General features: G+C 61.4%; 21 protein-coding genes and 1 tRNA gene. 9 read left to right on the forward strand and 13 right to left on the reverse strand.

The genetic code is table 11. The features are described 5' to 3' along the window. Nucleotides 1–2 precede the first annotated feature (2 nt). Entirely contained in the window at nucleotides 3–1181 is a 1179-nt protein-coding gene (locus AU465_RS06365) for a D-alanyl-D-alanine carboxypeptidase family protein (RefSeq protein WP_192245040.1), read from the reverse strand. Nucleotides 1182–1263: 82 nt separating this feature from the next. Continuing rightward, entirely contained in the window at nucleotides 1264–2529 is a 1266-nt protein-coding gene (locus AU465_RS06370) for a septal ring lytic transglycosylase RlpA family protein (RefSeq protein ID WP_192245042.1), read from the reverse strand. An 807-nt stretch (nucleotides 2530–3336) separates the two neighbouring features. On the opposite strand from AU465_RS06370, the gene AU465_RS06375 reads away from it, so the two are divergent. After that, nucleotides 3337–3426 (forward strand) — tRNA-Ser (locus AU465_RS06375). 239 nt (nucleotides 3427–3665) lie between these two features. Here the strand turns inward: AU465_RS06375 and AU465_RS37085 are convergent. Next, the gene (locus AU465_RS37085) at nucleotides 3666–3797 is read right to left on the reverse strand and encodes a hypothetical protein (RefSeq protein ID WP_281396696.1); all 132 of its coding nucleotides are present in this window, start codon (nucleotides 3795–3797) and stop codon (nucleotides 3666–3668) included. Nucleotides 3798–4202: 405 nt separating this feature from the next. On the opposite strand from AU465_RS37085, the gene AU465_RS06380 reads away from it, so the two are divergent. Further along, entirely contained in the window at nucleotides 4203–4664 is a 462-nt protein-coding gene (locus tag AU465_RS06380; RefSeq protein WP_192245044.1) for a YybH family protein, read from the forward strand. 30 nt (nucleotides 4665–4694) lie between these two features. On the opposite strand, the gene AU465_RS06385 is transcribed toward AU465_RS06380, so the two are convergent. Next, entirely contained in the window at nucleotides 4695–5003 is a 309-nt protein-coding gene (locus tag AU465_RS06385) for a hypothetical protein (RefSeq protein WP_192245046.1), read from the reverse strand. Between the two features lie 93 nt (nucleotides 5004–5096). On the opposite strand from AU465_RS06385, the gene AU465_RS06390 reads away from it, so the two are divergent. The 7 genes from AU465_RS06390 to rimO all read left to right on the forward strand — a co-directional run bounded on the left by AU465_RS06390 (nucleotide 5097) and on the right by rimO (nucleotide 11060). After that, nucleotides 5097–5402, forward strand: a complete 306-nt coding sequence (locus tag AU465_RS06390) for a hypothetical protein (protein WP_192245048.1) — start codon at nucleotides 5097–5099, stop codon at nucleotides 5400–5402. Between the two features lie 304 nt (nucleotides 5403–5706). Then, nucleotides 5707–5865, forward strand: a complete 159-nt coding sequence (locus AU465_RS06395; RefSeq protein WP_192245050.1) for a hypothetical protein — start codon at nucleotides 5707–5709, stop codon at nucleotides 5863–5865. Between the two features lie 790 nt (nucleotides 5866–6655). Beyond that, complete coding sequence (locus AU465_RS06400) at nucleotides 6656–6817, forward strand: hypothetical protein (protein ID WP_192245052.1); 162 nt, start codon at nucleotides 6656–6658, stop codon at nucleotides 6815–6817. Between the two features lie 1079 nt (nucleotides 6818–7896). Beyond that, entirely contained in the window at nucleotides 7897–8196 is a 300-nt protein-coding gene (locus AU465_RS06405; protein WP_192245309.1) for a hypothetical protein, read from the forward strand. Nucleotides 8197–8348: 152 nt separating this feature from the next. Further along, the gene (locus AU465_RS06410; RefSeq protein ID WP_192245054.1) at nucleotides 8349–8756 is read left to right on the forward strand and encodes a DUF930 domain-containing protein; all 408 of its coding nucleotides are present in this window, start codon (nucleotides 8349–8351) and stop codon (nucleotides 8754–8756) included. Nucleotides 8757–8946: 190 nt separating this feature from the next. Next, a complete protein-coding gene (locus AU465_RS06415) occupies nucleotides 8947–9606 on the forward strand; it encodes a TerC family protein (RefSeq protein ID WP_192245057.1) in 660 nt (219 codons plus the stop codon). Nucleotides 9607–9746: 140 nt separating this feature from the next. Then, complete coding sequence (gene rimO / locus AU465_RS06420) at nucleotides 9747–11060, forward strand: 30S ribosomal protein S12 methylthiotransferase RimO (RefSeq protein WP_192245060.1); 1314 nt, start codon at nucleotides 9747–9749, stop codon at nucleotides 11058–11060. A 92-nt stretch (nucleotides 11061–11152) separates the two neighbouring features. Here the strand turns inward: rimO and AU465_RS06425 are convergent, their stop codons facing one another. The 9 genes from AU465_RS06425 to AU465_RS06465 all read right to left on the reverse strand — a co-directional run bounded on the left by AU465_RS06425 (nucleotide 11153) and on the right by AU465_RS06465 (nucleotide 20210). Further along, the gene (locus tag AU465_RS06425) at nucleotides 11153–11587 is read right to left on the reverse strand and encodes a hypothetical protein (RefSeq protein WP_192245062.1); all 435 of its coding nucleotides are present in this window, start codon (nucleotides 11585–11587) and stop codon (nucleotides 11153–11155) included. A gap of 328 nt (nucleotides 11588–11915) precedes the next feature. Next, the gene (locus tag AU465_RS06430) at nucleotides 11916–12983 is read right to left on the reverse strand and encodes a BMP family ABC transporter substrate-binding protein (RefSeq protein ID WP_192245064.1); all 1068 of its coding nucleotides are present in this window, start codon (nucleotides 12981–12983) and stop codon (nucleotides 11916–11918) included. A 51-nt stretch (nucleotides 12984–13034) separates the two neighbouring features. Then, entirely contained in the window at nucleotides 13035–13955 is a 921-nt protein-coding gene (locus tag AU465_RS06435; protein ID WP_192245068.1) for an ABC transporter permease, read from the reverse strand. After that, entirely contained in the window at nucleotides 13955–15067 is a 1113-nt protein-coding gene (locus AU465_RS06440) for an ABC transporter permease (protein WP_192245070.1), read from the reverse strand. The genes AU465_RS06435 and AU465_RS06440 overlap by 1 nt, the downstream gene beginning before the upstream one ends. Then, nucleotides 15064–16641, reverse strand: coding sequence for an ABC transporter ATP-binding protein (locus AU465_RS06445; protein WP_192245072.1), 1578 nt, complete (start codon nucleotides 16639–16641; stop codon nucleotides 15064–15066). The genes AU465_RS06440 and AU465_RS06445 overlap by 4 nt, the downstream gene beginning before the upstream one ends. Nucleotides 16642–16855: 214 nt before the next feature. Continuing rightward, complete coding sequence (locus AU465_RS06450; protein ID WP_192245074.1) at nucleotides 16856–17833, reverse strand: quinone oxidoreductase family protein; 978 nt, start codon at nucleotides 17831–17833, stop codon at nucleotides 16856–16858. Nucleotides 17834–17874: 41 nt separating this feature from the next. Beyond that, on the reverse strand, nucleotides 17875–18642 hold the full coding sequence (pcsA, locus tag AU465_RS06455; protein ID WP_192245291.1) for a phosphatidylcholine synthase: 768 nt from the start codon (nucleotides 18640–18642) through the stop codon (nucleotides 17875–17877). 47 nt (nucleotides 18643–18689) lie between these two features. After that, entirely contained in the window at nucleotides 18690–19304 is a 615-nt protein-coding gene (locus AU465_RS06460; RefSeq protein WP_192245076.1) for a DUF1326 domain-containing protein, read from the reverse strand. 12 nt (nucleotides 19305–19316) lie between these two features. After that, nucleotides 19317–20210 (reverse strand): DUF2182 domain-containing protein, encoded by an 894-nt coding sequence (locus tag AU465_RS06465; RefSeq protein ID WP_192245078.1) that lies wholly within the window; start codon nucleotides 20208–20210, stop codon nucleotides 19317–19319. Nucleotides 20211–20284 lie beyond the last annotated feature (74 nt).

The raw sequence follows: 20284 nt of genomic DNA on the forward strand, positions 1-20284 counted from the left end.
GATCACAAATGTTTCTGACGCAGCCAGCCGACAGCCAGTTCCTTGGCGGCGTCGAGCGCACGCTGCGGCAGCGTGCCGACCTTCACCGGCTCGGCGGCGAAAAGCGGCGTTCGCTGACTGAGCGTGTCGCCTATCCAAACGCGCAGCTCTCCGACCGGTTGCCCCTCCTCCACCGGCGCCGCCACCGGACCGTCATAGACGATCCTGGCGGTCAGCTTGTCGCGGTTGGCTATCGGCAGAAAGATGTCCACCGGCCCCTTGGCTTTCAAGGCCACGCCGGATTTGGCGCCTCCAAAAACCTCGGCTTCGCCGACAATCTCGTCCTTGGCGAAAATCTCCGTCTTCTGGAAGGAGCGCGACCCCCAGTCCAACAGCTTGCGCGCCTCCTCGGAGCGCTCCCGGTCGCTCGCCAGCCCGCTGAGCGCCGCGATCACGCGGATGCCGTTGTGGCTGACCGTGCCGACAATGCCGAAGCCGGCAGACTCGCTCGCCCCGGCCACGAAGCCGTCGGCATCGATGCCCATGCCCAAGAGCGGATTGCGGTTCCTCTGGGAGATCTTGTTCCAGGTGAAATCCGGCTGGCCGTAATAGTGGAAGAACTCGGGATAGTCGCGCCAGATGTGGAGCGCCAGCATCGTGAGTTCCCGCACCGTCGTCTGCTGGCCATCTGCCGGCAGCCCGGTCGAATTGACGAAGGTCGATTTCGAGAGACCGATCTCGCGGGCGCGCTCCGTCATTTGCGCAGCGAAATTTGCCTCCGAGCCCGCCATGCCTTCGGCGAGCACGATGCAGCCGTCATTGGCGGCCTGCACGGTCACGCCCTGGATCAGATCCTCGACGCGGACCGCCGATTTGAGCTTGGCGAACATGGTCGAGGTTCCGGACGGCGCGCCACCGGTGCGCCAGGCGTTTTCGCTGACCACGAAAGTATCGTCGAGCGTGATCCGCTTCGATTTGATGGCGTTGAAGACCACCTCCATCGTCATCAGCTTGGCCATGGAAGCCGGGGGAATCGGTTTGTCGGCATCCTTGGCAAACAGCACCGTGCCGGTATCGGCATCTATCATGAAGGCTTGGGCCGCCTTGGTCTCGAAAAGCTGCGCACTCGCCGGGACGACGCCAAGCAGCACTAGCACCAATCCCAGGAATCCGGCGAAAGGCGGAAAAATGCGGAACTGCATGAAGTATCGACCCATTAGCCGGACTGGCCCGGCCAAGCTATCAGGGTTCGTTCCGCCGGATCAACGGCGCTCGCGAAATTGATCAGTTTCGCACAACCAATGCGTCCGGCGCCCCGTGCGACCAGGCCGCCTGCAGCAGCTCGTCGATGCTGCCATGGCCATCCGGATAGACGTTGACCGCGTACCAATCGTTGCCGTCGAGCTCGGTGCGCTGGATTTCGGTCCTGCCGAACGGCTCGAGAGCCGCCGCCACGCGCTTTGCCTGGGCGGCATCGTCGAAGGAGCCTGCCGCGACGTAGACCGCAGCCGGCGCCTGTTCCTGGCGGTTCGATTTCTTCCACGACTGCAGGATGTCGGCCGGCGACATGCCGCTGCCGTCGAGGGCCGCGAAGACGTCGGCGCGATTGACGCGCTCATCCGCGTAGGAAAGCGAGGCCATGGCAAAGGGTGAATTCGGCGGCAACCTGAACTCCGGCCGCTCCGGCACGATCGGCCCGAAATCGGGCAGTGTGACATCGCTGGCGCCCGGTGCCTGCGCCGACATCGCCGGTTGCGCGGTCGGCTGCTCCGATAGCCCGGGCTGCGCGGCGAAAGCCTGACCTGAATCGGTCAACTGGCCTGGGAACGGCACGGCGGCCGGCGGCGCGTCCACCTGAATGCTTGGCGACGGACCATTCATGGCTACCATCACACCGGTCGGCAGGCCGTCGGACGGATCCGGCCGTCTGTTGCCGGGATGGTAGGAGGCCATCAGATACTGGTCGTCATTGCCGTCGAGCGGCGCCCGGCCGACATATTCGACCTTCACTCTTGCTGTGCCGACCTTGCCATAGTCGAGCATTTGCGCGGCACGCTCCGAGACGTCGATGATACGGCCCTCATGGTATGGGCCGCGGTCGTTGACGCGCACGATGACAGAGCTGCCGGTGTCGAGATTGGTGACGCGGGCATAGCTCGGCAGCGGCATGGTCGGATGCGCCGCCGTCAGCTGCGCCGTGTCGTAGACTTCGCCATTTGCGGTCAGCCGGCCATGGAAGGCGTCGCCATACCAGGAAGCCAGACCTACCTTGGCGTAGCGCCTGTCTTCCTTGGGATAGTACCACTTGCCGCGTACCTGATAGGGCTTGCCGAGCTGGTCGCGGCCGCCGCCGCGGCGCATGTAGTTGACGCGTGGGCTCGCCTTCACGCCATATTCGGATTCGGCGAAATATTCCTTGGAGCGCGGCCGCTTGTCGATCATCGACTTCGGCTGCGGCGTTGAGGTGCAGGCGGCAAGCAGCACCGCCGACAGGGCGCACAGCGCGAAAGCAGGAGCGCGACGAAGACGCGGGCGCGCCGAAGTCTGCATGTTTCGATTGTCCCCTACAGTCTCGCCGCCATCAGTCGGAGCCAAGCGCCCGCGAATGCCAGCAACACCTTGATCCCCAATCCCTTTGTGCGCAGGAATTGCTTATCACGATGTTAATCGATTATGGCCGGAACCAGGCGAGATTATGGCGAGAACTGCCAGGGAGGGGCCTTGCATAGATGAGCGCCGGATGGAGGGGCAGCTTTTTGGAGGGGGGACTTCCATTTCCAACCGGCGCTCACAGCGCTGGAACTCCCTGCGCCAACCAGGAGTCTAGCATGGGCGTCGTCAAGGGCTTTCTAACCGAACGGACGACTCGGTTCATCTATATTAGCTATCGGATGATGGACCTTGGCCGCGACCGTCGGAGACGCTTTCGATCCCTGCCGGAGGCGTTGCCCGTCGGGCTCGCCTTCGCGGGATAAGAAAACGCCCACCACGTTTTCCGTAGCGGGCGCTAGTTCGGGAGGAAATGAGACGCGTTGCGGTCAGGGGCGTCCCCTTTACCCACCGACGACGGTACGCCTCGCTTGGCTGGATAATAAGCGCGCACCGGTTGAAGCGCTGCATATTCAAGCTGCGTGACTTTTCCGCCACAGATGTAAGACACCCGGCCGACTAAGCAGCCGGATATGCGCATCTTCTGCCTGACAGCGGGAAGGCATCGCCGCGGTGGTTGACGCAGCCCCGACCACCGCACTACAGGAGAAGCGCGAACCGGTCGGGAACGCCTCCGGCGCCAATCTGGCGCCGACCATTTGAAAATCGACCGATAGCGATGATCCCAAGTGGTTGAAATACCACGATGGAGGGATGGCCGAGCGGTTTAAGGCACCGGTCTTGAAAACCGGCGTGGGCGCAAGTTCACCGTGGGTTCGAATCCCACTCCCTCCGCCACAGAGCCAATAAAAACAGCTAGTTAACTACCGAAAGCAGGGCTTGCCATAACGTCCCAGACAAGGTGACCTTGACATGTGATGCCTGCGGGGTGACAGGCAGTATCACCCGAAGAACACCCGCCAGGGTAAGCCGCTCCCGCGACATTGAAGCCGGTTGCCTGCGCGCGTTCGTCGCCGCCGCGGTCCCACGCAAACCGTCTGGCGGGATCTGGCGCCTGCGTGTGGCCCATGCATGCGCTATCGGTTTGGCTGATCTTCGCGCATGACGTTATAGAGAAGGAGGCCCGCCGTTAGAGACACGACGGCGCCTAATACATCGTTGCCGGTCAGCCCCAAATAATGAACGAAAGTGAATGTCAGCTCGGCCATGGCCCGACCTCCTAGAAGGTTGCTCTAGAGAACCCTTAGGGATCACTAATGTTCCGATCGTTTGAGCGGGCGCTGAACCTCATCGTCATGGCGATCTCCGGTGATTGAGGTCGCCCCATCGGGAAGGATTATATTCCTCATTCGGCTGACGCTGGCAAGTGCAGGCAGAATCTCGTGGCGGCCCTCCAGCGAACGCAATGTGCGCTCCAGGGTGTGGGGACCATGGCCGGGATTGTCATTGTATTAGCGAAAGCGCATATTGTCCCTGCAAGCGGCCTGCTACGCCCCGTCTGTAAAGACATTCATTGGGCGCGCCGATGTCCGACAAGACCCGGCAATTACTCGCCCTCGTCGTCTTCATCTGCACATGGTCTTCGCTGGCCGGCTTTCAAAGGGAGGACTTCGATGCGCTACCTTCTAGCCACATGTTGTTTCGTCGCACTAGTAGTTATCGGCGGTGGCGAACCTGCAGGTGCCCAGACAGCCCAATCAAGCATAGAGGCGAACAATGCGGACTTTGTTGCGAAGTTTGCCGCCAAGGATGCGACAGGCCTGGCTCAACACTACACCGAAGACGCGGTAGCGTTTCCTCCCAACGAAGAGCGGGTCGCCGGCCGCGAAAGCGTTCAGAAGATGTGGCAGAGCTGGATCGATGCAGGATTGACCGATCTGACCCTGAAAGCGGCGCAGGTCGAGGAGAGTGGCAATCTCGCCTATGAGGAGGGCAACTACTCTATCAAGATCCCCGGTAGTGACGGCAAGACCAGTGAGGAAATCGGCAAATACATTGTCGTTTGGAAGAAGGGCGCCGACGGCGAATGGCGACTGCATCGGGATATTTGGAATGCGAACCCTGCTAAGAAGTAGAGTTATCACTCCCGTTCCATTGTCTTGACGCTACCCGGGCGGCGCACCGGATTTCTCATCGGCTCGCCTCGGTACGGGGCGCAAAGAAACAGCGGATATACGAAAACGGCGGGGATACTGGCTGTCTTCGCTCTCTATGACGCGGTTCTTGGGAATGAAATATCGCGTCTTGGACCCCGTGCGGACATTGAAATTGCCGCCCGGTAGCGGCTCAACAAAGCGCGGGTTGATGACCCCACAATCCTTCTTATCGTCGCAACATTCATAGCCGGTGACCGGATCATGGTAGCCGGTGTACCAGCTGTGAGCGACAGCGAATGCGATCAGAAGAAGCTTCATCGCCTACCTAACTTAACATGGCGGCCGACTAGCGGGCCATACCATACATTAGCTATCGCTTGACGAAGACGCCGTCCGCTCCAGACTCATCGCATGGCCAGGGGCATCAACATTGGCGATGAGGTCGCTGTCACCGCGACGGTGAGGCGTCGAGTGACCGAAGACCGCGTGAGCGTGTCGATCCCAAGCTATGGCTTCCCGCACTCGATTGTCGATCGAACGTCCAAGGTAAAAAAAGGCCAGCAGATAGAGCTTGTCGGCGACGTCACCCATATCGATGGTGAGTGGGTCACGGTGAACCTGGGCGTCCAGGTTACAGTGAATATGGATACGCTGAGACTGGTAACAGCCTACAAGCCGCCTTCGAGAAAGACGGCCCTCATCGACAAGCCGACTTAAAGGGCAGGCCCGTCCGGGAACAGTCAATTAGCTTTAACTAATTATAGACCCGCGCTGTCCTATTCTGGGACAGCGCGGATCAGTGCCCACTGCCGCGCAGGCGGCTCCGGCAGACCCAGCACCCCCGCCCACTGTCGGGGCCGCCACCTACCTTTCACACATACCAGCAGTGGTTGAATCAACCGTTACCACACGTGCCTACCAACACGCTTTCCTGATCGTTAGACTTTGATGGACCGGAGGGATTCACATCTCACCAGAACTGATCTAGTCTTGCCGCTCGAAGAAATCGCAGGTGGCAACCATGGAAGCGATGTTCGATGACCTCGCGGCGGCCCTTAGAGAGCCCCGTATAGACGTATCTGCTACTGTCCGCGCTTATGCCCTAGACCTCGCCGGCAAGCTCTTCCTGGGCATTGCTATTGGCGTTGGCATCGGCATTGGGCTAGCGATCGCCGGTTAGCTCCTCGGGAAGGCTTACCTCACCTGTCCGCTTGCTAGAACATACCGCTTTTGGTCTTGCGATTGGCGTAGGTATCGCGCTGAGCTACCTACTATATTAGCAATAGGCTTACATACAGAGTCGGACATACCATCAAGCGTTTTTCAGGCGCGTGCGGGGGAGTTTGCAATGCGCACAATTCTGGCTCTAGCCGCACTCACAACCTGTTTCGCTCTCTGGGATCGATTTGCGAACGACGGGATCTATAGCGCCACTCTGCAGCGAAACATTTTCGGTAAAGTGCTTTCTGGATGACCAGCCATTGACCGGCATCGGTTTGCCGTCTGCACGCCATCGCTGGCATAAATAGTCTTACCGGCTCAGTTGCGCTTCCCACCTGTCGGCAAGCATGATCCGCGCAACAAGGCTCTCAAGTGCATCGGCCTGCGGGTGCTTCCACTGCTTGAGGGCAAGGGCGAGCCGATATGCGCACTCGGCATTTCCTTGTTGGCCATCTTGATCTTGCCCGACTGCTTGATGTTCCGGGCAACGATTGTGACCGTCGCCTCGTCGTCTCCGCTGGCCTCATGCTCCCTTGTTTCGTTTCAGGACGGGAATGCTGGCACCCAGGTTGCACCGGAGATGTTGCCGGTACTCTCCTGGGGCCGGCAGCTCGCCGGGCTTGAAGGTCGTTGTTGGGGGCCTCGCCCGGCGGGTTTGCCATTACATTAGCAATTGCTTGTAAATAGACCGAGGTAGGAACATAATTGCATCGCGAGGAGCTTTGAGGGAGGTTCCTATGCGATGGCCCTTGGTCGTGATCGCGCTGGTTATTGGCCTGGTCCTCTGGGACCACTTTGCCAATGACAGCGCCTATACCGCCGATGTCGAGCGAAGCTTTGCGTCTCTGGATATGCCGGGGGGCTGGAGGGCGCCTCCCGCCATCACCTTCCACAATCCAGACGACCAATGAACGATCTAGCGGCTTGAACCAATTGCGTAGGTCGCGCTGAGGTTTGGCCCCAATTGCTTGAGGAATTGCCGGTAGCTTCGGATACGCGCCCAGAACTTCGCGCATTTGAAGTACGCCGCTCCGCCCGCCGCACTGCGGAAGTCTTCTAACAAACGCGATCTGGTTCTATCTGCGCCGCGACTTCATCCGCACGGCCGCCTGCCTGTTCATGGCCGGCCTGGCTTTCTATCTGCTTCTTCGCCGATGGCGCCTTAGTAGCCGCCGCCACCCATGCCGCCGGTACCGCCGGTACTGCCGGAGCTACTGCTGCCCCCGTTGCTGGTCTGCGTCGAGGAATGCTGTGTTCCATTGCTGCTGGTCATGCACCCGGCGACACCTGTTAGGATCAAGAGCAAGACGGCAATTGTGATGTGACTCCGCATAGTTGTCTCCCTTCTGGGGTTCCCACCGCGCATCCGTTCAACAACATTGAACTCGGCTTTATTCCATCACAATCGAGTGACGGATTTGGCCAAGCGGTTGCTGAGCCGCTACCAGCCGCGCCAGCGCAGCACCCGAGCATCCCACCAGATTTTGTCTATCTCCTTCCATGGCCTTAATGGAATAAGGGGCTATATGCTTCGTTTATTCGGACCAATGCGCTTGGAAGCCAAGACCTCAGCCGATTGCGGGCCCGCTGGCAAATAAAGCACTTTGTCGCGCCGGCTGATAACCCCAGCCCCCCGCCCATCAGTCGGCGCATGGCCCGGCTTGCGAACCTCAATCCACCCCAAAAGCAAGCCGGGCTTTCACCTAACACCCGTGCCGAACTTGGAAGCACCGCATGATCACTTACGTCCTCGTTGCGTGGCTCCTCCTCCAGGCCGCCAGCATCATCGTCGGCAAGTCTATTGCCTTCGCGAGCCAGTGATGGGCATCGGCGACGAGGTTGCCATAACCGCGACTGTGCGCCACCGCGTAAACAACGACAGGGTCAGCGCTGTGCCAACTCTCGGCCTTAATTAGCGATTGCTGAAATCCGCAAGGTTGGCACCAGCCAGCCATGCTAAATGGCGGCGGTCATCTACCGGAGCGCAGCCATGACCTCTCCCATTGGAAGCCAGCAAACCGCTGGCGCAGTGCAGCGTACCATCGGACTTCCGGCATCACCCGAGGCGACTTTTCCAGGCAAAAGTGCTGACAGCGTCGGTCATCTCGCGAAAGCCTCGGTTTTGGAGACGGGCGACAGCGAGCCTGGCGCTCAAGGTCGGGCAGCATCTAGAATCGCTCGCATGGACGTGACGGTGCTTCCCCCGGCCGGCCCAGGCGATAATCGAGTGTCCGATAAAGCAAACGAAGACAACGGGGCGGCGGATCAGGATGCAGGAGGAATCGGCTGACGCGGCCCCAAAAGCAGTCGGGCCGAATTTCGTCACGGCGGGCATTTTTTAGATCCGTTCGGCCGTCGGCGGAGTCGAATCACGAGCCGGTGCTGCCGAAGCCGGCAGCAGCCTCACAAGCGCGTGCGTTTGGTTGATTTCTCAGACAAAATATGCTGCTTGTCGCGCCCATGAAAAAGCTCTGCCTGATGGTTGTGGCGTCTCTGGCGCTGGCCTGGCCGGCCAAGGCGATGGACAACGCGCTTCGCGCCGGCCTGCTGAAACTCGATCCGCAGACTCGCCTCGAGCAGCGTTGCGACGCCGAAGTGCTCGACCGGATCAGCCACGACGATCACAAATTCAAGGCCGACCGTGTGGTGGCCTATGCCTTCGCCACGCCGCAGATGAGCGCCGATGCGATCAGGAGTCCCGGCGCAGCCTTTCGCAGCAACGGTCAGTGGTACCGACTGAAGTTCAAGTGCCAGACCGCGCCCGACCACATGCAGGTGCTTCAGTTCCGCTACAAGATCGGCGACGAGATCCCGGAAACCGACTGGGCAAAATACAATCTTTACGACTGACGGATTGCCCTCGATTAGCGGCCCCCGCGCCAGCCTTCGCTTGCAAAAAGTCCAATAGATTTTCGCTGGAACAAGATGCCTTGCGACGGCTCGTTCCGGCTGTTCTCTTGACGCGCGCGAACCATACACGTTAGGGCGTCAGAACTTTCGAAGATCGGCACTCGACGAACAGCAAAAGGGCTTCCAGACGATGGATATTTTCAGCGCCGCAAGCCTGACCGCTCTTCTTCAGGTCATCGCGATCGACCTGGTGCTCGCGGGCGACAATGCCATCGTCATCGGGCTGGCGGCTGCCGGTCTGCCTTCCGAGCAGCGCAAGAAGGCAATCTTGATTGGTGTGCTGGCGGCCACGGTGCTGCGCATCCTGTTTGCGGCGGTTACGGTCAAGCTGCTTGCAATCGTCGGTCTGCTGCTTGCCGGCGGCATCCTGCTGTTGTGGGTGTGCTGGAAAATGTATCGCGAGTTGCGCACCTCCGCTGCCGACGAGCAGGAGGCGACGGAGGCGCTGTCCAATGCGGACCTCAATGACGACAAGATGGTCGCCGGCAAGGCGCCGCGCAAGACGCTTGGCCAGGCCGCGTTGCAGATCGTCGTCGCCGACGTGTCGATGTCGCTGGACAACGTGCTGGCCGTCGCAGGTGCGGCGCGGGATCATTTCTGGGTGCTGGTCATCGGGCTCGTATTGTCGATCGGCTTGATGGGGCTTGCCGCGAGTTTCATTGCCCGGCTGCTGCACCGTTACCGCTGGATTGCCTATGTCGGCCTGGCGATCATCCTCTACGTCGCGCTCGACATGGTCTATCGCGGTGCGATGGAGGTCTGGCCGCACGTCAACAACGCGGTGAGCTGACACCGCCCCCCGACGCGGACTTCGGCCGGCCTGCGATCTGGCCCTTCGCATTGCGTTTTGCCGCAGCAAGGACCAGCCCATACCAATGCCGCAATTAGTGTGATATTGCGCCGCCGATCCCGAAAAGCCTGGAAAACCTTATGTCTGCCCCTCGTGTCAGTTTCGTCAGCCTTGGATGCCCGAAGGCGCTCGTCGATTCCGAGCGCATCATTACGCGGCTGCGTGCCGAAGGTTACGAGATTGCCCGCAAGCATGACGGCGCGGACCTCGTCGTCGTCAACACCTGCGGCTTCCTCGATTCCGCGCGCGACGAGTCGCTCAACGCGATCGGCTCCGCCCTTTCGGAAAACGGCCGTGTCATCGTCACCGGCTGCCTCGGCGCCGAGCCGGAGGTCATTCGCGAGAAGCACCCCAATGTGTTGGCGATCACCGGCCCTCAGGCCTATGAGAGCGTGATGGCGGCCGTGCATGAGGCGGCTCCCCCTAGTCACGACCCCTATGTCGATCTCCTGCCGCCGCAAGGCGTGAAGCTCACGCCGCGCCACTACGCCTATCTGAAGATTTCGGAAGGCTGCAACAACCGCTGCACCTTCTGCATCATCCCGGCGCTGCGCGGCGACCTCGTTTCGCGGCCGGCGGCCGACGTTTTGCGCGAGGCCGAAAAGCTCGCCAAGGCCGGCGTCAAGGAGATCCTCGTCATCTCGCAGGACACCAGCGCCTACGGCATCGACATCAAATACCAGACGAGCCTATTCGGCGATCGCGAGGTGCGCGCAAAATTCCTCGACCTCGCTGAGGAACTCGGCAAGCTCGGCATCTGGATACGCATGCATTATGTGTACCCCTACCCGCATGTCGCCGACGTCATTCCGCTGATGGCGGAGGGAAAAATCCTCCCCTATCTCGACATCCCCTTCCAGCATGCCTCGCCGCAAGTGTTGACGAACATGCGCCGTCCCGCTCATGGCGAAAAGACCCTGGAGCGCATCCGCGGCTGGCGCGAGGTCTGCCCGGATCTCGCCATCCGCTCGACCTTCATCGTCGGCTTCCCCGGCGAAACCGAAGACGACTTCCAGATGCTGCTCGACTGGCTGGACGAAGCGAAAATCGATCGCGCCGGCTGCTTCAAATACGAACCGGTCAAGGGCGCGCGTTCCAACGACCTCGGCCTCGAGCAAGTGCCGCAGGAGATCAAGGAGGCGCGCTGGCATCGCTTCATGCAACGTCAGCAGAAGATTTCCGCAACGCAGCTTGCCAAGAAGGTCGGCAAGCGCCTGCCCGTGCTCATCGACGAGGCGCACGGAACTTTGGCCAAGGGCCGAACCAAATATGACGCGCCCGAGATCGATGGCTCCGTGCACATCCAGTCGCGGCGGCCGCTTCGGGCCGGCGACATCGTCACGGTCAAGATCGACCGGGCCGACGCTTATGATCTTTACGGCTCGGCGGTCTGATACCCCGCGCGAAAGTAGACGTCTCCGATGAAGTAGGGCGCCCTGCGGCGCCCTTAGGCTCTTGACGGCCCCTCGGCTTCAGCGGCGTCTCGTCAGAGCTTCACCGCCTCGATTGCGGCCAGGGAACGGTCGATCACCTGATCGAAGGTCTCATCGAGGCGCGTGCCCGTTGTGACCGCCGACAGCCGTGCGGCAAATCCCAAATGGTAGTCTACGAACCATTCAGGGCGCAGCTCCGGCTCCGGAAACGGTCCCCACCACGGGGGAAGCTTCGGTATCTTCGGCCGCGTGGGGCACCAGTCATCGAGGTCGCTCAAAAGCGCCTTCATATCGAGCCCGCCTCGCTCAGCCACCCAAGCATGGCGGACAAATTCGTCAGCAACCGCTGCGCCCAGTTCATGCGGCGGGAGCGGCTGTGGATTGAGTGCGACCCGCGCAAGCCCACCCTGCGGTCCGCGCGGGATGACATCGAAGATGGCGGGAAAGCGCTTCCCGATGATCGCCAGAAGTTTTTTATTCAATTGCATAAGACCCCTTTCTGCGGGCGCTTGTCACGCCAGCTGATTTCGTCTGATTTGCATGATCACCATGGAAGTGGAAGTCACTGACGTATGTGAAAGTGGTCACGGAACCGGTCACAGATATTGCCAAGATCCCATGAGAATCTGAAATTCTGAAAAAGATAGAGCGAGATTTATCTTAAATACTTGGCACGCAAGATCGTGCAACGATCTTTAACCGACTGGCAAAAAGCCAGTTCAGCTTCCGCCCTAGGCGGGGAAATCTTGCCAATCGATCTTAAAACGAATGAGGGCGCCACGAGGCGCCCTCTCCGGTTCGAAATTTCGTTGCCGCTTATCGCGGCAGCTTGTCGTCAATACCCTTGACGTAGAAATTCATGCCGAGCAGCGTGCCGTCGTCGGCAACCTCACCGTCCTTCAGCCAGGGCGAGCCGTCCTGCTTGGACACCGGACCGGTGAAGGGGTTCCAGCCGCCGGCGATCTTCTTCGTGGTCGCCTCGGCCATCGCCTTGACGTCGTCGGGCATGTTGGTGAAGGGCGCGAGCTTCACGGCGCCGTCCTTGATGCCCAGCCATACATTGTCCGGCTTCCAGGTGCCGTCGAGCGCCGCCTGAACGCGGCTGATGTAGTACGGACCCCATTCGTCGGTCAGAGAGGTCAAGGCCGCATTCGGCGCAAACTTGATCATATCGGACGACTGGCCGAAGCCGTGCAGCTTGCGCTCCTCGGCGACCTGCAGCGCGGCGGTGGAGTCGGTGTGCTGGACGATGATGTCTGCGCCCTGGTCGAACAGCGCCTTGGCGGCATCGGCTTCCTTGCCCGGATCGAACCAGGAGTTCACCCATACGATCTTGACCTTGAAGTCCGGATTGACCGACTGTGCGCCGAGCATGAACGAATTGATGCCCATCACCACTTCCGGGATCGGGAAGGACACGATGTAGCCGGCAAGCCCCTTCTTCGATTCCTTGGCCGCGATCTGGCCGAGCACGTAGCGGCCTTCATAGAAACGCGCATTGTAGATGCCGAGATTGTCGCCGGTCTTGTAGCCGGTGGCATGCTCGAACATCACCTTGGGAAACTTCTTGGCGACCTTCACCTCGGCGTCCATGAAGCCGAACGAGGTGCCGAAGATGATCTTGCACTTCTCTCGCGCCAGGCGCTCGAAGGCGCGGTCGGCGTCGGGGCCTTCCGAGACGTTCTCGAGATAGGCGGTCTCCACCTTGTCGCCGAGTGCCTTCTCCACCTCGAGGCGGCCCTGGTCGTGCTGGTAGGAATAGCCGAAATCCCCGATCGGACCCGTATAGACCCAGCAGGCCTTCAGCTTGCCTGCCGCTTCGGCGGTCGCCGCCAGCGATAGGGCCCCGGCCGTGGTCATAAGGGCAATAAGCAGTTTTTTCATCGTGTTACCTCTCTGAGTTAAGCCTTGGAGCTTCCCGTCTTTTTGTTGTCGTCAACGATCCGGAACGAATGGCTGCCCCAAAGAAGCCGGCGTGTTCATCATCGTCAGACGCTTGTTGCGCGAGATTAGAACGAGAACCACGATAGTTGCCAGATAGGGGAGCGAAGAAAGAAACTGCGAAGGCACGGGAATGCCAAAAGCCTGTGCATGAAGCTGACCGATCCACACCGCGCCGAAGATATAGGCGCCGGCAAGCACCCGCCACGGACGCCAGGAAGCGAAGACCACCAGCGCCAGCGCGATCCAGCCCCGGCCCGCGCTCATGTTCTCGACCCATTGCGGTGTGTAGACCAGCGACAGATGTCCGCCGGCAAGGCCGGCGCAGGCGCCGCCGAAGATCACGGCGAGATAACGATAGCGGATGACCTTGATGCCCAGCGCATGCGCCGAAGAGTGGCTGTCGCCGATCGAGCGGAGCGTGAGGCCGGTGCGCGTCTTGAACAGGAACCACATCACGGCGGCGGTGAGCGCGATCGAGATGTAGAACAGAGGATCCTGGCCGAAGATCAGCCTGCCAACGACCGGGATCGAGCTCAACCCGGGGATGTCGAGGTTCGGCAACCTGACGCCCGGCTGGCCGACAAAGCTGGTGCCGATCATGCCGGACAGGCCAAGACCGAGCAGCGTCAGCGACAGGCCAGTCGCCACCTGGTTGGTGGCCAAGGACAGCGTCATGACGGCGAAGAGCAGCGAAAACAACGCGCCGACGATGATCGCCGCAAGCAGGCCGATCCAGGGCGAGCCGGTGAGATAGCCGGCGCCGAAGCCGCCGACCGCGCCCATGATCATCATGCCCTCGACGCCGAGGTTGAGCACGCCGGAGCGTTCGACCACGAGTTCGCCGATCGCCGCGATCAGCAGCGGCGTCGCCGCGGTGGCGATGGTCAAAAGGATGTTGACGGTGATGTCCATCAGCGTGCCTCCTCCAGCTTGGGCGCGGCCTCGAGTTTTGGCGCGGCAAAGCCGATCAGACGAATGCGGTAGTGAATGAGCGTGTCGCAGCCGAGCACGAAGAACAGAAGCATGCCCTGGAACACTCGCGCCACCTTGTCGGAGATGCCGAGCGCGCTCTGCACCGCCTCGCCGCCGAGATAGGTCAGCGCCAGCACCAGGCCCGCGGCGACGATGCCCAGCGGATTGAGCCGTCCGAGGAAAGCGACGATGATGGCGGTGAAGCCATAGCCGGGCGAGATCACCGGCTGCAGCTGGCCGATGGCGCCGGACACTTCCGAGATGCCGGCAAGACCAGCCAATGCCCCGGACAGCAGGAAGGTGAAGAACACCATCTTGTTGAAGCCGAAGCCGGCGAAGCGCCCTGCCCTGGGGCTCGAGCCCAGCACACGAACCTCAAAACCCTTCAACATGCGGCTCATCATCAGCCAGATCGCTATCGCCGCGACGAGCGCGAAGACGAAGCCCCAATTGGCGCGGCCGGCATCCGGCATCAGCTCCGGCAGGACGGCCGAGTCGCCGAACTGGATGGTCTGCGGGAATCCGTGGCCCTGGGGGTCGCGCCACGGTCCGCGCACCAGCCAGTCGAGGAAGAGCTGCGCCACATAGACCAGCATCAGGCTGGTCAGGATCTCGTTGGTGCTGAAGCGGGTCTTGAGCAGCGCCGGGATGGCCGCATAAAGCGCGCCGCCGACCATGCCGAGCAAGAGCATCAACGGCAGCACCAGTGGGCCTTCGAATTCGGGGAACAGCACCGGGATGATCGAGCCGAAGATGCCGCCCAGGATGAATTGCCCTTCGGCGCCGATGTTCCAGATATTAGCCTTGTAGCAGACCGACAGGCCGACCGCGATCAGGATGAGCGGCGCAGCCTTGATGGCCAGCTCATGCAGTTGCCAGACTTCGCTGACCGGCTGAATGAAATAGATGTTGAAAGCCTCGAGCGGATTGACGCCGAGCAATGCGAACAGAACCGCGCCGGCAATCATCGTCAGGGCGAAGGCGATGAAGGGCGAGAGCACCGAAAACAGCGCCGAGCGCTGCGGGCGTTTGACCAGTTCGAGGCGCATCATGCCGTCTCCATGGTGTGTTCGGCGTGGCCGGGCTCGGCGCCGCCCATCAACAGGCCGATCTTTTCGAAGGTGGCTTCGGCGATCGGCAGCGGCGCCGACAATTCGCCGTTGTGCATGACCGCGATCGCGTCCGACAGTTCGAACAATTCGTCGAGGTCCTGGCTGATGACGAGAACCGCCGACCCGCTGCGGGCAAGCTCGATCAGCGCCTGGCGGATATGGGCGGCGGCACCGGCATCGACACCCCAGGTCGGCTGGTTGACGACCATGACGCTCGGCTTGCGGTCGAGCTCGCGGCCGACGATGAATTTCTGCAGATTACCGCCGGAGAGTGCCGCGGCCTCCGGATCGGGCGCGCTCTTGCGCACGTCCATGGCCGTGATGATGCGCTGGGCGGCGCTGTAGACGGAGGCGTTCTTGACCATGCCGCCGGAGCCGACGAAGGACTTGCCGTCGGTGGCATGGCGCGACAAAAGCAGGTTCTCCGAAAGCTTCATCCGCGGCGCCGCGCCATGGCCGAGGCGTTCCTCCGGCACGAAGGCGGCACCCATCAGCCGACGGCCCGTGATCGAGAGCGCGCCGGCATCCTTGCCGCGGATGCGCACGGACCCGGCATCCTGCTGCAGCACCTCGCCGGAGACGGCTTCGAAGAACTCGCCCTGGCCATTGCCGGCGACACCGGCGATGCCGATCACTTCGCCGGCACGCACGTTGAGATTGACGTTCTTGAGCGGGATGGCAAAAGGCGTCGCCGGCTTGCGGGTAAGCCCGCGGATTTCGAGTAGCGCCGGCGCGGTTTCGATGCCTTCGGCCGGCGCGCGCACTACCGCCTTGACCTCGTTGCCGACCATCATGCGGGCGAGCGATGCGGCCGTCTCCTGGCGCGGATTGCAGTGGCCGACCACCTTGCCGTGGCGCAGCACGGTGGCGCGGTCGCAGATGCGTTTAACCTCCTCCAGCCGGTGCGAGATGTAGAGGATCGACTTGCCTTCCGCGCGCAGCCGCTCCAGCGTCTCGAACAGCTTGTCGGCTTCCTGCGGCGTCAGCACCGAGGTCGGCTCGTCGAGGATGATGAGCTGCGGCGTCTGTAAGAGGCAGCGGATGATCTCGATGCGCTGGCGCTCGCCGACGGAAAGATCGCCGACCAGCGATTCCGGATCGAGCGGCAGGCCGTAGCTGTAGGAAAGCGCCCGCGCCTTCGCGGCAATGGTGCTGATCGGCGAGCCGTCGTTCAGCGAGAGCGCAATGTTCTCGGCCGCCGTCAGCGCCTCGAACAGCGAGAAATGCTGGAAGACCATGCCGATGCCCAGCCTCTTGGCGACACCGGGGCTGGTGATATTGACGGCCTTGCCGTCCCAGAATATCTCGCCCGAATTCGGCTCGAGCGATCCGAACAGCATCTTGACCAGCGTCGACTTGCCGGCGCCGTTTTCGCCGAGCAACGCGTGGATCTCGCCCTTCGCGATGTTGAGGTCGATATGATCGCACGCTGTCAGCGTGCCGAAAATCTTCGTAAGGCCACGAACCTCGAGCAGGTTCGCCCTGTCATGATTTGCACTCACAGTGCCTCCCATCCAGTTACCCGGATATGTTCTGTGTTCCCGCTGGTATCGTATGCGCGGCCGGCTTCTGTCGGAAAGCGGCACCCAACTTGAAAGAGCTTCAAGAATTCCAGCGGAAACTCAAGGGGTAAGATATACCTATTGAGGGTGCAGGAAAGACTGGCTGGCTTTTCGGGTAAACCGTGCCTTCGCGCCTGGCAGGGCGCTGAAAAACAAGGCAGCCGGCTCAGGGGATGAGGATGGACGTACCCGTCGTCTTGCGGCCCTCGAGATCGGACTGCGCTTGTGCCGCATCCTTCAGCGCGTAGCGCTGATTGATCTTGATCTCGACGGCGCCGCTCAGCACCACATCGAAGAGCGCCTCAGCCGACGCCACTAGATCCTCGCGCTTTGCGTTGTAGACGAAGATTGTCGGCCGGGTTGCATAGAGCGAGCCTTTCTGCGCCAGAAGCGACATCGAGAATGGCGGGATCGGCCCCGACGACTGGCCGAAGCTGACGAACATGCCGAGCGGCCTCAGGCAATCGAGCGAAGCGGGAAAAGTGTCGTTGCCGACGGAATCATAGACGACGTCGCACTTTTTGCCGCCGGTGATGGCGGCGACGCCGGCGACGAAATCCTGCTCCTTGTAGTTTATGACATGGTCGAAACCATGCGCTTTCGCGAGCTCGATCTTGTCGGCGGAGCTCGCCGTGCCGATCATCGTCGCGCCGAGATGCTTTGCCCATTGGCCAAGGATCAGGCCGACACCCCCGGCGGCAGCATGGTAGAGGATCGTGTCGCCGGCCTTCACCTTATAGGTACGCCGCAGCAGGTATTCCGCCGTCATGCCTTTCAGCATCATGGCGGCCGCCTGCTCGTCGCTGATCCCGTCAGGCACCTTCACCACGCGGTCGGCGGCGATCACACGTTCTTCCGAATAGGCGCCGACATTGACCGCGTAGGCGACGCGGTCGCCGGGCTTCAGCCAGTCGACCTCGGCGCCGACGGCCAGCACCACGCCTGCCGCTTCACCACCCGGGATCAGCGGGAACCCACCGGGCGGCGGATAGAGACCCGAGCGGTGATAGACGTCGATGAAGTTGAGGCCGATCGCCGTGTGCCTGATCAGGATCTGCCCGGCGCCCGGCTGGCCGGGATCGGCATCCTCATAGGTCAGGACTTCGGGGCCGCCATGGGCGTGAATGCGGACTGCCTTGGACATCGCTCAATTCTCTCGGGAAGGGACAGAAGCTAGATCTAGGGTCAGGATTTCTTGGCGCCAAGATCGGGGAACAACTGCATGATGCCCCCAATGCAGGCGAGATAGAAGCCGGTGAAGGTGATGCCGATCTTGGTGAAATCGCTGACCTGTTCTCCCAGGACGCCAATCTGGTTGTAGAAGCTGGCGAGCGCTGCCTGTGCCAGCGCAAGCGCGCCGAAGGCACACCATAGAAGGGTCATGCCGAGATTGAGCGGCCTGAGCCTCACCACCCGCACCGGATGGATGAAGTTGATGGGCATGAAAGTGAGGATGCCGGCGACCACGACTACGGCAAAGGAAACCCATTGGCCCGGTTCGATAACGAAGAGCGTGAACACCACCATGTTCCAGACGACCGGGAACCCCTTGAAGAAGTTCTCCTTCGTCTTCATGCCGGTGTCGGCATAGTAAATCGCGCTCGACACCACGATGATTGCCGCCGACAGGAACGATAGTCTCTCACCCATGAAGCCGCGCTGATAAAGCGCGAAGGCCGGGATAAGGACGTAGGTGACGTAGTCGATGATGTTGTCGAGGAGCTCGCCCGACCATGTCGGCAGGATCTCCTTGACCTCGAGTTTTCTCGCGATCGGGCCGTCGATGCCGTCGACGAAGAGCGCAAGCCCCAGCCACCAGAACATCGCCGTCCAGCGCTCCTCGCTCGCCGCCACCAGCGATAGGAAAGCGAGGAACGAGCCGGACGCAGTCAGAAGGTGCACGGAAAAAGCGCGCGCCTGCGGCCATGTCACCTTCTTCTTCGGTCGCGGAATCCGCTCCGCGATTTTCTTGGCCGCTTTCCTGGCTGCTGTGTTCTTGCTCACGGGCCTCGCCAATCCAGCTTGCAGATTTCGGCCGAGCGGCCGGCGAAATTCCAATTGCGGCCGAAGGCGCGCATCTTGCTCTTGTCGGACTTCGCCACGATGATTTCCGGCGCGATCCAATATTCGGAATTGGTGATCACCGTATCCTTCTCGCGGTCTTTGCCAGATATAGGTGTCACCGCGCCGTCAATGATCTTCGGTATCTGGAAAATGCGCGTCTTGTCACGGGTCTCGTAGGTGATCGGCACCTGCTCGACGCCGAGGAATTTTCCGACCAGGATCGACAGCAGCGACGTGGTACCGCCGGCCTTGCCGGTGAAGATCTTGGTCAGCGCCTTCACCGCATAGACCGAGGCGCGCTTGTCGATGAACAGGCCGGCGGTCCAATTGCCGCGGCTCATATAGCCGGGGATTTCCATGATCAAGCCGAGATTGAGACCGGACAGGTCGACCTCGCCGAAATGGCCGGCATCGATGCGGAACCCGGCCCAGGTCTGGCAATAGCCCTCGGTCGGCGGATGGCTGCCGAGTGACAGCACGCAAGGGCAGAAAACCGTGCAATTGCAGGAGAGTACCAGCTCTCCTTTCATCGCCCAGCTTTGATCCGTCATCGAATTCTCCCCTCACGCCGAAACTAATAGCAGGGCGGCGGCCCACACAAGCAGTATCGCACCGGCAACCCGGCTGGCCACCCTGCCGGTGGCCTGTTTTTCGATCACGGTGAACAGGCCTATCAGCGCCATCCAGAAGATGTTCATCGCGCCGACGGCGAACATCACCAGCATCAGCGCCCAGCAGCAGCCGAGGCACCAGACACCCTGCTCCATCCCCAGGCGAAAGATGCGGCCCGATTTCGCGCTCCAGTTGGCGAACAGGATCGAGAACGGGTTCCGGCATTTCTTCAGGCATGCCTGCTTCAAGCCGCTGAATTGATAGAGGCCGGCAATCGCCAGCGCGGCGGCCCCGGCAAGCCCGACGACGGGATCGAGCACCTGCCCCGAGGCGGCAAGACCATAGACCGCGAGCGTCAGCGCGGCGAACGCCGCCGAGGCGGTAAGCCAGGTCGCAAGGTATCCCGCCACCAGAACCAGAGGATGGACGACGGGCTCGCTCTTGATCCGGGCGGTGTCCGCAATCTCGCAATAGGTGCGGATCATCGGCGCCGCCGAAGGCAGCATCGCCGCGACCGCCATCAGGAACCACATCAGGACGAGCGCCAACGCCTGCACGCTTGCGGTACCGGCAAGCGGTGCCGGCGCAAGGCACAAAGCGAAAAAGCGATCGAGGAAATCCGGCAGTGGCAATCGCGGCAGGTCTTTGAGCAGCGCATCACCCGGAGCGCCGCCGGCGAGGCGGCTTTCGGCGCCGCGAATCGCCGTTGCAGCGAGAATGAACCAGGCAAACAAGATGCCCGCACCGATGGTGAGCATCACGGCAAGGCGTGGGCTGCGCGCGAGTCCCGCCGTGGCGCGGCCGGCGCGGTCGAGATGGCTGAAATCGTGCTCCTGGCCGGTCATGGCAATCGAATGGGCCGAATCGCCGCGTTGATCAAGCCCGCCGATCTGCCCTATATCGCATAGAGGCCGACGGC

It is taken from the genome of Mesorhizobium silamurunense (assembly GCF_014843905.1).
Classification (GTDB): Bacteria; Pseudomonadota; Alphaproteobacteria; order Rhizobiales; family Rhizobiaceae; genus Mesorhizobium; species Mesorhizobium silamurunense.

Excerpts from the sequence above, each read along its gene's own strand:
- AU465_RS06365 (WP_192245040.1), bottom strand. The coding sequence starts at position 1,181 with ATGCAGTTCCGCATTTTTCCGCCTTTCGCCGGATTCCTGGGATTGGTG.
- AU465_RS06370 (WP_192245042.1), bottom strand. The coding sequence starts at position 2,529 with ATGCAGACTTCGGCGCGCCCGCGTCTTCGTCGCGCTCCTGCTTTCGCG.
- AU465_RS37085 (WP_281396696.1), bottom strand. The coding sequence starts at position 3,797 with ATGGCCGAGCTGACATTCACTTTCGTTCATTATTTGGGGCTGACCGGC.
- AU465_RS06380 (WP_192245044.1), top strand. The coding sequence starts at position 4,203 with ATGCGCTACCTTCTAGCCACATGTTGTTTCGTCGCACTAGTAGTTATC.
- AU465_RS06385 (WP_192245046.1), bottom strand. The coding sequence starts at position 5,003 with ATGAAGCTTCTTCTGATCGCATTCGCTGTCGCTCACAGCTGGTACACC.
- AU465_RS06390 (WP_192245048.1), top strand. The coding sequence starts at position 5,097 with ATGGCCAGGGGCATCAACATTGGCGATGAGGTCGCTGTCACCGCGACG.
- AU465_RS06395 (WP_192245050.1), top strand. The coding sequence starts at position 5,707 with ATGGAAGCGATGTTCGATGACCTCGCGGCGGCCCTTAGAGAGCCCCGT.
- AU465_RS06405 (WP_192245309.1), top strand. The coding sequence starts at position 7,897 with ATGACCTCTCCCATTGGAAGCCAGCAAACCGCTGGCGCAGTGCAGCGT.
- AU465_RS06410 (WP_192245054.1), top strand. The coding sequence starts at position 8,349 with ATGCTGCTTGTCGCGCCCATGAAAAAGCTCTGCCTGATGGTTGTGGCG.
- AU465_RS06415 (WP_192245057.1), top strand. The coding sequence starts at position 8,947 with ATGGATATTTTCAGCGCCGCAAGCCTGACCGCTCTTCTTCAGGTCATC.
- rimO (WP_192245060.1), top strand. The coding sequence starts at position 9,747 with ATGTCTGCCCCTCGTGTCAGTTTCGTCAGCCTTGGATGCCCGAAGGCG.
- AU465_RS06425 (WP_192245062.1), bottom strand. The coding sequence starts at position 11,587 with ATGCAATTGAATAAAAAACTTCTGGCGATCATCGGGAAGCGCTTTCCC.
- AU465_RS06430 (WP_192245064.1), bottom strand. The coding sequence starts at position 12,983 with ATGAAAAAACTGCTTATTGCCCTTATGACCACGGCCGGGGCCCTATCG.
- AU465_RS06435 (WP_192245068.1), bottom strand. The coding sequence starts at position 13,955 with ATGGACATCACCGTCAACATCCTTTTGACCATCGCCACCGCGGCGACG.
- AU465_RS06440 (WP_192245070.1), bottom strand. The coding sequence starts at position 15,067 with ATGATGCGCCTCGAACTGGTCAAACGCCCGCAGCGCTCGGCGCTGTTT.
- AU465_RS06445 (WP_192245072.1), bottom strand. The coding sequence starts at position 16,641 with ATGGGAGGCACTGTGAGTGCAAATCATGACAGGGCGAACCTGCTCGAG.
- AU465_RS06450 (WP_192245074.1), bottom strand. The coding sequence starts at position 17,833 with ATGTCCAAGGCAGTCCGCATTCACGCCCATGGCGGCCCCGAAGTCCTG.
- AU465_RS06460 (WP_192245076.1), bottom strand. The coding sequence starts at position 19,304 with ATGACGGATCAAAGCTGGGCGATGAAAGGAGAGCTGGTACTCTCCTGC.
- AU465_RS06465 (WP_192245078.1), bottom strand. The coding sequence starts at position 20,210 with ATGACCGGCCAGGAGCACGATTTCAGCCATCTCGACCGCGCCGGCCGC.